The organism is Paenibacillus sp. FSL E2-0177, assembly GCF_037992975.1.
Lineage (GTDB): Bacteria > Bacillota > Bacilli > Paenibacillales > Paenibacillaceae > Paenibacillus_AQ > Paenibacillus_AQ odorifer.
Map to the genome: position 1 here is coordinate 2,643,784 of NZ_CP150307.1, position 12,926 is coordinate 2,656,709.

8 protein-coding genes are annotated in these 12,926 nt (G+C 42.9%); 7 read left to right on the plus strand and 1 reads right to left on the minus strand.

All coding sequences use genetic code 11. The features are described 5' to 3' along the window. The first annotated feature begins 124 nt into the window (after window positions 1–124). Window positions 125–2,791 (plus strand): family 78 glycoside hydrolase catalytic domain, encoded by a 2,667-nt coding sequence (locus tag MHI25_RS11645; protein ID WP_340395442.1) that lies wholly within the window; start codon window positions 125–127, stop codon window positions 2,789–2,791. Window positions 2,792–2,967: 176 nt separating this feature from the next. Continuing rightward, complete coding sequence (locus tag MHI25_RS11650) at window positions 2,968–5,349, plus strand: alpha-L-arabinofuranosidase C-terminal domain-containing protein (RefSeq protein ID WP_340395443.1); 2,382 nt, start codon at window positions 2,968–2,970, stop codon at window positions 5,347–5,349. 72 nt (window positions 5,350–5,421) lie between these two features. Here the strand turns inward: MHI25_RS11650 and MHI25_RS11655 are convergent, their stop codons facing one another. Beyond that, the gene (locus tag MHI25_RS11655) at window positions 5,422–6,927 is read right to left on the minus strand and encodes an alpha-N-arabinofuranosidase (RefSeq protein WP_076187265.1); all 1,506 of its coding nucleotides are present in this window, start codon (window positions 6,925–6,927) and stop codon (window positions 5,422–5,424) included. A 150-nt stretch (window positions 6,928–7,077) separates the two neighbouring features. On the opposite strand from MHI25_RS11655, the gene MHI25_RS11660 reads away from it, so the two are divergent. From MHI25_RS11660 to MHI25_RS11680, 5 genes are all read left to right on the plus strand, one after another. Beyond that, the gene (locus tag MHI25_RS11660) at window positions 7,078–7,980 is read left to right on the plus strand and encodes an ArsR family transcriptional regulator (protein ID WP_076130581.1); all 903 of its coding nucleotides are present in this window, start codon (window positions 7,078–7,080) and stop codon (window positions 7,978–7,980) included. Window positions 7,981–8,145: 165 nt separating this feature from the next. Continuing rightward, entirely contained in the window at window positions 8,146–9,153 is a 1,008-nt protein-coding gene (locus tag MHI25_RS11665) for a LacI family DNA-binding transcriptional regulator (protein WP_036689737.1), read from the plus strand. 179 nt (window positions 9,154–9,332) lie between these two features. Continuing rightward, a complete protein-coding gene (locus tag MHI25_RS11670; RefSeq protein WP_036689816.1) occupies window positions 9,333–10,274 on the plus strand; it encodes an ABC transporter permease subunit in 942 nt (313 codons plus the stop codon). Between the two features lie 14 nt (window positions 10,275–10,288). Further along, entirely contained in the window at window positions 10,289–11,176 is an 888-nt protein-coding gene (locus MHI25_RS11675; RefSeq protein WP_036689738.1) for a carbohydrate ABC transporter permease, read from the plus strand. 55 nt (window positions 11,177–11,231) lie between these two features. After that, on the plus strand, window positions 11,232–12,869 hold the full coding sequence (locus MHI25_RS11680) for a sugar ABC transporter substrate-binding protein (RefSeq protein WP_038569996.1): 1,638 nt from the start codon (window positions 11,232–11,234) through the stop codon (window positions 12,867–12,869). Window positions 12,870–12,926 lie beyond the last annotated feature (57 nt).

The window sequence follows — 12,926 nt, forward strand, 5'->3', positions numbered from 1 at the left end:
TTCCAGATTCATGGCATGATTGCAGGGATATGATGTCCTTTTTACCGGGTGATGAAAGCGGTAACCCAGCTATAATTATAGGGCAAAGACTAATTTGTCGCTATAGAAGGAGGTTTTTATCTATATGTTCGCAATGACTAAGCTTCGTTGTGAGTACAAAGAAAATCCGCTAGGAATTGATGTGATCAGACCCAGAATCAGTTGGCAGTTAGTTTCAGATGACAGGGACTGCATGCAGTCTGCTTATCAAATTCAAGTGGCGGAGAATATGCTTTTTCAAGGCAAGCTATGGGATACAGAGGAAGTAAAGTCTTCTCAATCGATCCATGTTGAGCTTGAAGGTCTGCTGCTGGAAGCTCGCACGCGTTATTATTATCGGGTTCGGGCATGGAATCAGAATGCAATAGACTCGGGTTGGTCTGAGGTTGCATTTTTTGAAACCGGACTATTAGATGCAGGGAATTGGCAGGCGGAGTGGATCAGCGCTCCTACAGCCTCTTTTTCACAAGATTCTGAGATTTGCCCACAGCTTCGTACATTCGTGGATGTAAAAGGTCCAGTGGAAAGTGCAAGGATTTATGCTACTGCTTTGGGCTTGTATGAACTGCAGCTGAACGGAAGTCGGGTGGGAGATCATTATTTTACTCCAGGCTGGACCAGTTACAGTAAGCGGCTGCAATATCAAACTTATGATGTCACAAAGCTTCTGCATGAAGGTGCGAATGCGTTAGGCGCACTGTTGGGCAATGGCTGGTACAGAGGGTATTTGGGCTGGGATAATCAAAAGGAGATTTATGGATCAAAGACTTCACTTCTGCTGGAGCTTCATATCCGGTACGCAGACGGTTCAAATGAGCTTATTAGCTCAGATCAGAATTGGCAGGCTGCAAAAAGCGCAATTATGATGTCTGAAATTTATAATGGTGAAACCTATGATGCTCGGCTGGAGCTGGATATCACCGATCCTTCATCAGAAGGTTGGCATCCAGTGGAGATTATTAATTATTCCAAAGCGATCATCGTTGCCCAGGAAAATGTGCCAGTGACACAAGTTGAAACCTTGAAGCCGATTGCACTGCTGACTACCCCGCAGGGAGATAGAGTGCTGGACATGGGTCAGAACATGGTAGGGTGGTTAAAATTTAATGTAAAAGGTCAATCTGGTCAGGCGGTAGAACTTCAGCATGCTGAAATATTAGACCGGGACGGAAATTTCTACACGGAGAATATGCGTAAAGCGAAACAGTGCATCCGCTATACTCTGAAAGGTGGAGAGCAAGAGGCGTATGAACCGCATTTCACCTTCCAAGGCTTTCGGTATGTGAAGCTTAGTGGGTTCTCAGCAGATCTTCAACTAGAGGATTTCACAGGAATTGTGATGCACTCTAATATGGAACGTACGGGTGATTTTCAGTGCTCAGATCCACTTGTGAATCAACTGCATCACAATATCCTGTGGGGGCAAAAAGGGAATTTCCTCGATGTGCCCACTGATTGTCCACAGCGTGATGAGCGGCTCGGCTGGACGGGGGATGCTCAGATGTTTGTCCGAACAGCCTCCTATTTGATGAATACGGCACCTTTCTTTACGAAATGGTTACGGGATTTGAAGGCAGACCAAACCCCTGAGGGCGGCATTCCGTTTTTTATTCCAGAGCTGAGAGCAGCGCCTCCTGGCGACGGAGATACTAACCATTCTTCTGCAGCCTGGGGGGATGCAGCTACGATCTGTCCATGGACAATCTATGAAATGTACGGCGACAAAAGGCTGCTTGCAGAGCAATACGAGAGCATGAAGCAATGGATTTCATATATCTATGCACAGGGAAGTAACCCTTATCTGTGGAATACTGGCTTTCATTTCGGCGATTGGCTAGCGTTTGATTCCAAGCCAGACAGCTATGTGGGAGCTACAGATCGGGATTATGTCGCCACCGCTTTTTATGCCTATTCCGTTTCTCTTACTTTAAAAGCGGCAATAGCCTTAGAAAAATCGGAGGACGTGGACTATTATAGTGAGCTGCACGCCAAAATTATAAAAGCATTCAGTAATGAGTTCATAACACCTGCGGGAAGGTTGTCCGTCTCTACCCAGACTGCACAGATATTAGCCCTACGTTTCGATCTTATAGAAGGGGTCGCCAAAGAACGTGCAATTCAGAAGCTAACTGAGCTGATTGCTGAAGCTAAGGATCATCTGACTACTGGATTCGTGGGCACACCATATCTGAATCCTGTGCTCAGCGAGATTGGAAATAATGAACTCGCGTATAAGCTTCTTTTTCAAAAGGATTATCCATCCTGGCTGTATCAGGTGACGAAAGGTGCGACTACGATTTGGGAGCATTGGGATGGGATCAAGGAGGACGGCAGCTTCTGGAGTGCAGATATGAATTCCTTCAATCATTACGCCTATGGCGCAATAGGTGAATGGTTGTATCGATACGTTGCAGGAATCGGAACAGATGAGTTGGAGCCTGGTTTCAAAATCGTTCATATCAAGCCACAGCCTGGCCCCGGTCTGGATTACGCAGAAGCTAGTCTTGAAACCATGTACGGAAAAGTAGAGTCAGCGTGGCGGCGATCAGAGGATGATGGAATGATGATTCACGTTACGATTCCTGCCAATACCAACGGTATTGTCGTTCTGCCTGGAGCCAATCAACTAGGGTTATTAGAAAATGAAGTTCCTGTGGAGCAGTCCAGAGGCGTGCACAGCATCAGCTTGGTCGATAACGGAGTGAGACTTCAATTAGGTTCGGGCAGCTATCAATTTACGTATTCTTTATAACCTATACTAGGGGGATTCCTAGTGTGAACTGACATCGAGCGAGGGGTATTCGGTGTCAGTTTTTCGTTTTTGAATTGACGAATATAGAGAGGAGTTATTATAATGATTTATATTGATATGAACTAAGTAATATAAATATAAATCAAATTGGAATTCACAAGGAGGAAGACAAAAGAATGAAGACAGAAGGAAAATTGACGATACATACGCAGCAGCGGGGGGCGGAGTTAGGCGATCTATTCGGTATTTTCTTCGAGGATTTGAATCATGCGGCCGATGGTGGGCTTTACGCTGAACTAGTTCAGAACCGATCTTTTGAATTCGACCCGATTGACCGGGCAGATTATCATGCGCTGATGGCTTGGGAGCCTGTAGAACGTGGAGATGGAAAGGTAAATATCTCTGTAGAAGACAGCAAGCCCTTAAATGATCGTAACCAACATTATGTTGCCATCGATATTGTGGCTGAAGGTGACGGCGTTGGCCTGATGAATCTAGGCTTTAACAGTGGTATTCCGGTAAAAGAAGGCGAGAATTATAACTTCTCGGTGTATGCCCGCCGGGAGACAAGCTTTGATGTGCCGCTTACCGTAAACATCGAAAGCACAGACGGCACCATTCTTGGTGAAGTGGAGATCGCCGTAAGCAGCTCTGAATGGACCCGATATGAAGCCGTTATTACAGCTAATAGCACGGACACAAGCAGTCGTCTTGTAATCGTTACCAAAGGTAACGGGAAGGTATATCTGGATATGGTTTCCCTGTTTCCTGAGAAGACCTTTAAGAATAGACCCGGAGGCATGCGTGAAGATATTTCGCTGCTGCTCGCTGATTTAAAACCTAAATTTATGCGGTTCCCAGGAGGATGTCTGGTGCATGACGGTTCCTTGGATCCAGATGACAGAGACTCCATGTACAGATGGAAGAATACGATTGGGGATGTTGCACAAAGACCGGCAAGACGCAATAACTGGTCATATAATCAAACGCTTGGGTTAGGTTATTATGAATATTTTCAGTTCTGTGAGGATATTGGAGCTAAGCCGATCCCCGTTCTTCCGGGCGGCTACGACCCGCATCATAAACGGATGGTACCGCTGGATGAATTAACGCCTTGGATTGAGGATGCTTTGGATTTAATTGAATTCGCCAAGGGGGATTCTTCCACGAAGTGGGGAGGCATTCGTGCAGAACTGGGTCACCCTGAGCCTTTTGGGCTGGAGTATGTCGGCATTGGGAATGAAGAGGTAGGTGCACCCTTTTTCGAGAGATATCCTTACTTTCATCAAGCCATCAAAGCAAAATATCCGGAAATCAAGGTCATTAATTCTAGTGGCCCGTTCTCTGCCGGCCAGGAATATGAACGGGGCTGGACGTCGGCAAAAGAGAACAAGTCTGACCTCGTAGACGAGCATTATTACTGTACACCTGAATGGTTCCTGGCTAATCATCATCGTTATGATGATTTCAAAGCCGATGAGCCAAAGGTATTCCTCGGTGAATATGCCTCATGGGGCAATACCTATTACAATGCATTGGTGGAAGCAGCATTTATGACAGGTCTGCAAAATAATGCCCATGCCGTTGGCTTAGCTTGTTATGCTCCAATGCTCTGTAATGTGGATTATATTAACTGGAAGCCGGATATGATCTGGTTCAATAATCATGAAGTGTACGGAACGGCAAACTATTATGTGCAAAAGCTATTCATGAACCATCAGGGAGATCATTTGCTGAAGATGGAAGCAGATGGCTTCACGGCACCGAAGGAAAGCAGAAAGGAAGCGATCACTGGAGCCGTCAGTTTCGGTGTGGATGCCTCTGCTGCTCGTTTCTCCGAGATCACCTTAGTCAACAATCTTACGGGAGAAGTGAAAACGTATTCTGACTTATCAGAGGAAGTTTCAAATCTGCCTGACCCTGCTCAGAACAGAACGGCTAAACGGACACTAGAGCTTGGTGAGACAGAGTGGGAAAACTATACTTTGCATTTTAAGGCTACACGAACTGCAGGAAATAAAGGGTTTATCTTTTATTTTGGTAAAGCGGATGATCAGAATCATTTGTACTGGGAGCTGGGTGGCTGGCAGAATCAGGATTCGATTGTGGCCTCAATTATCAACGAAAGAAATTCTGTTCTGACGCATGCTATGTTTACGGTTGAAACAGATGTAGAATACGATCTTAAGCTAGAAGTAGTGGGCAGACAGATCCGTACTTTTATTAACGGAGAACTGGTGAATGAGACAGAAGATAAACTTCCGGTCATCGAACCGCTGTATTACACGGCAAGTGTGGAAGATTTAACGGGGGATATTATCCTCAAGACTGTAAACGTACAAGAGAACAGCGTTTCTGCTGAGGTTGTACTGGAATCTTTGGCAAAAGAAGCACTGACCATCGAAGTCTATGAAATGTCGGGATACCCGCTTGAGGACGAAAATAACTTCGAGAATAAGCAGCAGGTCTCTCCGAAACAAACCAGCTTTAAGACAGAAGGAAGCAGCTTTAGTTATGAGTTTCCGAAGCAATCCGTGACAATTTTCAGAATAAAATAACGAAGACGCCCCCATGAATCGATGGCTTATTAAAGATTCATGGGGGCATTTCTATGACTATTACAAGTTAGCTTAGCCGTTCACCCGCAGACGAATCACATTCCAGGAAGCTTTTGCGAGAAGGGCTTTTACATGTCCACTCTCAACAACGGCTTTGCCTTGGCTAGGCATCACGTTATGAGGATTGGATTTGGTATTTACAGCTTTTATATCTTCATGTTCCAGTACAATATGTTCAATAATGTTTACGGAACTGAAGCTGCGCAGATCCACGTCGAGCTCTAGTCCTTCGGATAAATGGCGGTTTACAGCGAAGACGGTTACTTCATTCAGCTCTTCGTTGTATACACTAATGGCTTCCAAGTAAGGCACATCAGTGAAATCTTTGGAATCGTATTTAGGGCTGGAAATCAGCGGGTGAAGTACGGTTCCACGACCATAAAGGGAAGCATGCAGGTACGGATAATAAGTAGTCTGCAGCCAAAGCGGTCCGCCATTTTCAGTCATAATTGGGGCGATTACATTGATCAGCTGCGCTAAGCAGGCCATTTTCACACGATCAGCATGCTTCAACAATGAAATAAGACAGCAGCCCACAACAAGTGCATCTTCAAGTGTGTACACATCTTCGAATTCTGGCGGTGCGATCTGCCAATGTTGTTCGGCACGGCTGCTGCCTTGTGATTTCCATACATTCCATTCATCGAGCGACAGATTAATTTTCTTTTTGCTCTTTTTCTTCGCTTGAACATAATCACAGGTGGCAGCCACACTGCTGATGAAATGATCCAAATCCATAGAGCGGGCTAGGAAGTTAGGCGTGTCGTCATTGTTGTTATTGTAGTACGTATGCAGTGATAAATAGTCCACATTATCATAAGAAAGATCAAGCACGGTAGCTTCCCACTCGGCAAAAGTGTCCATGCCGCTGCCGGAGCTGCCACAAGCCACAAGCTCAAGCGTTGGATCGACCCAGCGCATAGCTTTTGCAGTTTCGTTCGCTAACCGTCCATATTCGACCGCGGTTTTAGCTCCAATCTGCCACGGACCATCCATTTCATTTCCGAGGCACCAGGTCTTAAAAGCGTGAGGCTCTTTATACCCATGAGAGATCCGCAGGTCACTGTAGTAGGAGCCGGAAGGATGATTGCAGTACTCTACTAGATTTCTAGCTGCATCGATGCCGCGTGTTCCAAGGTTAACTGCCATCATGACTTCGCTGCCTACGAGCTTAGCCCAATCTGCAAATTCGTTGGTACCCACTTGATTGGTTTCCGTGGTCCACCAAGCTAATTCAAGAGATTGCTTGCGTTCGTGCTTGGGTCCAACCCCATCTTCCCAATTGTAACCGGATACAAAGTTGCCTCCAGGATAACGGATGATAGGAACGTTTAAGGCACGAATAGCTTCGATGGCATCGTTCCGAAAACCATTCTGATCCGCAGTAGGGTGACCCGGGTCATAAATGCCACCGTAAACTGCTCTTCCTAAATGTTCGATAAATGAGCCGTAAATCCGCGGGTCTACTTCAGCTAGTCTGAAATCTTTGTCAATAATCATTGTCGATTTAATCGGCATGAGTGTACAGCTCCCTCTAGTTGAATTAATGATTTCACTAATTAAGTAATTGTTTTATGATTACATGATACTGATTTTAGCTTATAATAAGCAATGAATTAATTTAGGATTCGTTAAAATACTAATTCAATAAGCATTGGAGACGTTGAAATGTACTTAACCACAGATTCTGAATCCTTGCAGGTGTATGAAGCGCTGGCAAGTGAAGTTAGGCTGCGAATTATTGAACTTCTGGACCGCAGAGAGATGCACATCAAAGAGCTGGCAGCGGAGCTCTACCTTAGTAGTGCAATTGTCAGTACTCATGTAGCAAAGCTGCAAAAAGCAGGCCTGATCAGTTCTAAAATGAGACGAGTAAATGGAGGGACCTATAAATATTGTTCTTTGTCTGCGAATTACCTGCAGATTAAATTATCGGGCTCCCGTGGAGTTGCCAGAAAGGTGGTTGAGGTGTCTATCCCTGTAGGGCAATATACCGATATTCAGGCTTTACCTACCTGCGGGATTGCTACTACTGAGAAGCTGATCGGCTATTATGATGATCCACGTTATTTTCTGGACCCGGAACGGGTGAATGCCGGCATTGTATGGTTTGCGAAAGGTTCTATCGAGTACAAGATTCCAAATTATCTATTTCAAGATCAAGTGGTGCAGGAAATTGAGATTTCGCTAGAAATAGGTTCCGAAGCTCCACATGTAAATGAGAAGTGGCCGTCGGATATTGGCTTTATGATGAATGGTCAGGATTTAGGAAAATGGACCAGTCCGGGCGACTTTGGCCTCACTAGAGGACGATTAAATCCCATTTGGTGGCGTTCGGATGTTAACCAATATGGTTTGCTGAAGGTTCTGCGGATTAATACAGGTGGAACCTTTGTAGATGGCCAGCAAATCTCAGATATTACCTTGGAGGATGTACGAGTAGAGCAGGATCAGTGGACCTTTCGTTTAACGGCAGAGAATAGCGGACGGAGAAGAGGGGGACTAACCATATATGGCCGTGGGTTTGGGAATTACGAGCAAGACATTATGTTTAGAGTGTATTATGAATGATTTCGAGTTTGCAGAAGAGGTGTTTTATAAGATTCTGTAGAAAATTTAAGCTTGTGTACCAATTATTACCTCTGATAAAATAAAAAATATATTGTAATGAAAACGTTTTTATGTTAATTTAAATCTATAAAAACGTTTTTATTCGTAAAGGAAGATTGAATCATTATGGAAAAGGTAACGATCAAAGATGTTGCCAGAGAGGCTGGAGTCTCCATTTCTACGGTTTCCAACGCGCTAAATGACGTAGATGTATTGAACCCGGAGACGAAATCACATGTTCTTAAGGTTGCGAAGCGATTAAATTATGTTCCTAACCTGAACGGTAAGCTCCTTAGGAATGGGAAAACCAAAATGCTGGGTTTTTTCACAACAAGTGTGTCGGGTCCATACTTCTATAAGCTGGTTGAGTCCATGTCGCGTGAATGTGATCGGCTAGGTTACGGGCTGAATGTATTTGTTACCAAGGATAAACAAGTGATTATGAGCAATATTCTAGGCCGGCGAGTGGATGGTGTCATTATCTACGAAGAGCTGAGAATAGACGAAGAAGAAATTGCTGCAATGGTGAAAGACAAGATCAAGGCTGTATTTCTGGATCGGCCGCTTAAGAACGACACGATGGGAAGCGTGATATTTGATTCCTTTGAAGCGGGGTTTGAAGCGACCAAATATTTAATCAGTCTAGGGCATAAAAAGATTGCTTACATATCTGGTGTGGATGAGATGTACGACAGTGTTCAGCGGAGAGAAGGATACTTAGCTGCTTTGCGTCAGTATCAGCTACCCACGCATGAAGAGTATATTATACAAGGATATTTTGAAGAAGAAAGCACTTACAACGCTATAAAATCTTTTCTTCACTATAGTCCTGATAAAATACCTGATGCCTTCTTAGCAGGGAACGACTTGAGTGCAATTGGATGTATTCAAGCTTTGAAATCGCATGGATACGAAGTTCCGCTAGATGTTAGTGTTATGGGGTTTGATGATATTGATATTGCGCAATATTTCTCACCGCCTTTAACTACTGTAAGAAATCAAATTGCTAGACAAGGTATTTTGGCCATTAATCACCTCGTTCGTATGATTCAGAAGAAGGAACAGGGCGAGATGATGAAATTGGCGGGTGAATTAGTTGTAAGAGGTTCTAGTCAAGTAAAGATTGGTCGGTAAGAACACATATATGTAATGGGTTCAAGGTTTCACCCGATCATTTTTTAAAATTTTGTTGTTTTGGGAGGGTTTTTTTTTCGAAAAAATAAAAACGTTTTTATTGTTTGGGGATCATGATTTGGAGGGGAGAAGAAAAAGTGGATAAATTAGCCGTAGTGCCAACAAACGGAAAGAATCCAATGAGCGGGAAAAAGCCTATGGGGCAGAGGGTCAAAGAATTTGTAATTGATTATAAGAGACAATGGGAAATTCAATCCATGGTCATCCCGGGAATTATTTTTATGATTATCTTTTGTTTTATTCCGATTTACGGATTGACGATTGCTTTTAAAAGCTACACCGTAATTGATACGCTCGATTCTGCACCTTGGGTAGGGCTCGATAATTTCAGAATTATTTTATCTGATAAATATTTTTGGGACGCTGTAGTCAATACATTAGGGATCAGCTTTCTGAAATTAGCCATAGGGTTTGTTATTCCTATTATTTTATCCGTTATGATTTACGAATTAAGTGGTGGACGTTTTAAAAAGATAGTGCAAACCATCTCTTATTTACCACACTTTTTGTCCTGGATCGTTCTCGGCGGGATGCTGATTGCCTGGTTTTCCTCATCCGGTATGTTTAATGAGATTATGCTCAGTTTGGGACTGATTTCGAAACCGGTAAATATTTTGCTTGATGCGAATAAATACTGGTGGATTGCAACGTTATCCGATATTTGGAAAGAGGCTGGTTGGGGAACGATTCTCTACTTAGCCATTATGTCGAAAATTGATCCTACTTATTATGAGGCTGCCAAAATAGATGGCGCAAGCCGTATGAGACAAATTTGGAATATCACGCTTCCTAACATGAAACCGATTATCAGTTTAAATCTGATTCTCACTGTAAGCGGTTTATTAGGATCAAATCTGGACCAAACCCTGGTATTGATGAATTCTCAGAACCGCGTTAAGGCGGAGGTCATTAATTCTTATGTGTATCGTATGGGTATGACGCAAGGTGACTTCTCTTATGCTACTGCTGTTGGTTTAGGTGTCTCCATCGTTTCAGTCATCCTACTGATTAGCGCCAACAAAGTATCCAGTAAATTAAATGATAATCAATCAGTTCTGTAGAAGGAGGCATTTCTGTGAATCGTACGGTGGCTAAAGAAGATCTCGATAGTCGAATCTTTAATACCTTAAATATTATCCTGCTCTGTATTTGTACAATCATTATTGTCGTTCCTTTATGGAATGTAGTCATATCCTCTTTAAGTTCGGGCAAGGCGCTTGCGGAAGGCGGATTCATATTTTGGTCTCCAGAGTTCTCTTTGGAAAATTATCGTGCTGTATTTCAAGATGAGACCATTGGTTTAGCATTCGTAGTATCGCTTGCCAAAACATTCATTGGTGTCATTACCCACGTATTCTTTTGTGCCATGATCGGTTATGGCTTGAGTAAGAAATACATACGTGGACGTAAGCTGTATGTTGCCATGGGTGTAATCACTATGTTTTTCTCTGGTGGAATGATCCCTACGTATTTATTGATTAAATCATTAGGCCTCTTAAACAGCTTCTGGGTTTATATTATCCCGGCCTTGTTCAGTTATTATGATGTAGTTATTCTAATGAACTTCTTCAGAAATGTACCGGATTCACTTGAAGAGTCAGCCAAAATTGATGGTGCAGGTGACTGGCGCATTTTCCTAAAAATCTTTATCCCTCTTTCCATGCCGGCTATGGCCACCATTGCGTTATTTAACGGGGTTGGGCAGTGGAACGACTTTATGACTACCAAGTTATATATTACCGATCAATCGCTCTACCCGCTGCAGATGAAGCTCTATGAAATCATTGTTCAGTCGCAAACACAATCCATGCAAAATGTTGGTGGATCTGCGATTATCGAAACTACGACTAAAGGGGTTCAACTAGCAACAATTGTCATTACAACTTTGCCGATTGTTGTGATGTATCCAATATTACAGAGGTACTTTATCTCAGGCATGATGATGGGGGCGGTGAAGGAATAGTAAGTAAATCTCCAAGTAGTGAATGCTTACAAAACATTTTAGGGGGAAATAAAAGATGAACAAAGCATTTGGGAAAAAAGGACTCAAACTTTGTACGGCACTTATGGCTGTTGTATTAGTATTTACAGGTTGTGGATCGAAAGGTAATTCTGACAGCTCCAGTAAAGAGTTAAGCTCCATTGAAGGCCGTTATACTATAGATCCGGAAACACCGGCATGGAAGCTGGATACAAAAAAAGAGACAACAGATCTGACTTGGTACGTGAATGCAGACTGGTGGAATACTGATTTCGGAAAAGACCTTGTCACCAAGAAAATTAAAGAGGATTTAAACATCAACATTAAATTCATTACAGGCGATGACACTAAGCTGAATACGATTTTTGCCGGCGGTGAAATGCCAGATCTGTTGACTATTTTTGATTCCAACTCTCCAGTCGTACAAAAAGCTGCTACATGGGCATTGCCTTTAAATGATCTGGCAGATAAATATGATCCGTATTTCAATAAAGTTGCAGAAAAAGATACGATGAACTGGTTCCAGTTAGCAGATGGCAAGACCTATGGATACCCTAACTATTCCAATACGCAAAACGATTATGATAGCGGTAACATCCCTGCTAAAACAGCCTTTGTCATCCGCAAGGATGTTTACGAAGCCATTGGAAAACCAAGCTTTGGAACTCCTGAGGAATTCAAGAGCGTTATGCAACAAATCAAAAAACAATTCCCGGACATGATTCCTTTTGGTTTTAACTCCATTGGTTCAGGCACTGGTTCTTTGGGAGATGTATTGGAGGACTTCATCGGAGTGCCGATGGAAACTGAAAATGGCGAATTCTACAACCGTAACCTGGATGAGGATTACTTGACTTGGTTGAAAACGTTAAATGAAGTCTACAGAAATGGTGATATCAGTGATGACAGTTTTGCTGATGACGGTACTGCCTTTGAAGAAAAAGTGAAATCCGGTAAATATGCAACAATACTTTTGGATGGAACCCCTCAACAAAGTGGTAACCTGCAAATCTTCATGACAGAAAATCCAGGCAAGGAATATATCGCTATTGATGGCCCACAAAGTACTGTTGGACATGAACCAACGTTGAATCAATCCGGAATTACAGGTTGGATGATTAGCTATGTTACTAAAAAGGCTAAGGATCCTGCAAAAGCGATTCAAATTTACACTTATTTACTCAGCGACGAAGGACAAAAGCTCATGAACTACGGTATTGAAGGAGAGACCTATAAAGTTAACGACAGCGGTAAAATTGAATTCTTGCCTGAAATCAAAGACCTGCAATTAAATAATGCCGATAAATTCAAAAAAGATTACCGGATGGGCGAATTTATGTTCTTTGGACATGACCGTGATAAAGCGCTGAGTAATGACGCGTTCGCAGATTCCATTAAACAAATGCAAGAGTGGGGCAAAGGAAAGCTAAAACCACACTTTATTCTTGAAAACATTAACCCGGCTCAAGGAACGCCTGAAGCTCGCAGTCTTACTGCAATTGATACTACTTGGAACACTACGCTTGTAAGTATGATCCGTGCTAAAGACGATGCTACATTCGACAGCACCTTGGCTGCTTACAAAACATTTTTGAATGATAACAACTGGGATAAGATTGTAGAAGTTCGTTCTGAAAAAATGAAAAACAACAAAGAAAAATTAGGCCTTAAATAAGTTAGATAATAGAATGTGGCCCCTTCACTGGGGCCTCTTCATAGAAAGATGGAGGGA